At 41.5% G+C, this 1565-nt stretch carries 2 protein-coding genes; one reads left to right on the top strand and one right to left on the bottom strand.

Annotated elements, in window-relative coordinates:
- Positions 1–208, top strand: a 208-nt coding sequence (locus WBM49_RS09885) for a DUF2911 domain-containing protein (protein WP_424371889.1), incomplete at its 5' end; no start/stop codon positions are given.
- A 172-nt stretch (positions 209–380) separates the two neighbouring features.
- Here the strand turns inward: WBM49_RS09885 and WBM49_RS09880 are convergent.
- The gene (locus WBM49_RS09880; protein ID WP_424371888.1) at positions 381–1142 is read right to left on the bottom strand and encodes an NYN domain-containing protein; all 762 of its coding nucleotides are present in this window, start codon (positions 1140–1142) and stop codon (positions 381–383) included.
- Positions 1143–1565: the final 423 nt, after the last annotated feature.

Below are 1565 nucleotides of genomic sequence, written 5' to 3'. Positions count from 1 at the left end.
AGTAGTTCTAAACAAGAATCTCAATCAATGGGGATCATATTTTTACGATGAATCTGGCGATGTTGCCAGGGTACAAGCAAGTGTATCTGCCGGGTCAGAATCTTTAGAGGCCTTTTCGATCACCTTTCAGGAAGTAGATAATGCCGTACATCTAGTAATGGGATGGGGTACCACCAGGGTAGCCGTGCCTATTAATTTTGTGATGTAAGCATCCATACAACGTACAAAAAGCCGAAGGAATACCTTCGGCTTTTTTGTTTTAAAATCATTCCAGGGTTATTTTTTCATCACCCCATTTAGAAATACATGCTCTGCTTTTAGTGCCGGCGCGATCGAAAATAGTGAATCTGTTATTTTGAAAAATCTTTAAAGATGCCGAGTTATTTTTTAGTGGAGCCCGACTTATGCTCTTTGATCTTTACGTAGATAAGTTTTTTTCTTCCTTTAGCATCTTCACGCCTTTCGATCTCAAACTCGCCCAGGGAATTAATAAGGGGCGTTAGTTTTTGATAGCCGTAATTACGGGAATCAAAATTGGGTTGTTTTTTCTGTAATAAACTGCCCACATCCCCCAAAAAGGCCCAACCATCGTCATCTGCCACGTCTTCTACAGTGGTGGTGATTAGTTGTATATCTTTCTTGGTGATCTTGTCTACCCCGCTTTTCTTGTCGGATTTAGTATCCCCTGGACCCGTACTGCTTTCTTCAGATTGTTTTTTCAGGATCTCTATGTAAATAAACCTGTCACAGGCTACAATAAAAGGATTGGGAGTTTTCTTCTCTCCTATTCCAAACACAAGCATCCCGGCCTCCCGGAGTCGGGTCGCAAGACGCGTAAAATCACTATCACTGCTTACCAGGCAAAACCCATTTACCTTTCCCGAATAGAGGATATCCATGGCATCGATGATCATGGCAGAATCGGTAGCATTCTTTCCGGCGGTATAGCCGTATTGTTGAATAGGCGTAATGGCATTTTCGAGAAGTACTTGTTTCCATTTTCCCAGTCTGGGGTTTGTCCAATCCCCATAGATCCTTTTGATAGTTGGATTGCCATATTTTGCAATCTCCTCCATCATTTCCTTTACATAGGCAGAGGGTATATTATCGCCGTCTATCAGTACGGCCAAATTTAGGTCCATTGTATTCTTTTTTGCAAAGGTCGGTGATAAATGATAAATGAGCAGAGAATTGGGCCATGAATATTAAAACTCCTAGGTTCTTGCTATTATTGATATTTCTTAGTCCCTCCTGTTGGGCCACATTGGCACCTATAGGATACTCCATGAATTACCCTTAAATTTGAAGTAAAAATAGTAGCTCAATGAAACCCCTTAGATATTGCCTCACATATTTCACGATGCTGTTCGTATGTTCTATCTGCACAAAAGGAATTGCACAAGATGTAAGCCGGGATTTTTATGTACTCCAGATCTAAACCCTGGCCAATGAATTACAAGAAGTCCTAACCGACACTTATCTGCAACACGGGCTTCTCCCGGCGTTGAAACGTCAACAAATCTCCTCTGTGGGGGTATTTAAATGGAAAGAGGAGGTACAAGACA

The organism is Muriicola sp. (genome assembly GCF_049669965.1).
In the GTDB taxonomy this organism is placed as follows: Bacteria; Bacteroidota; Bacteroidia; order Flavobacteriales; family Flavobacteriaceae; genus Muriicola.
Note: the sequence above shows the minus strand (reverse complement) of the source record. Positions and strands in the feature narration are given on the sequence as shown.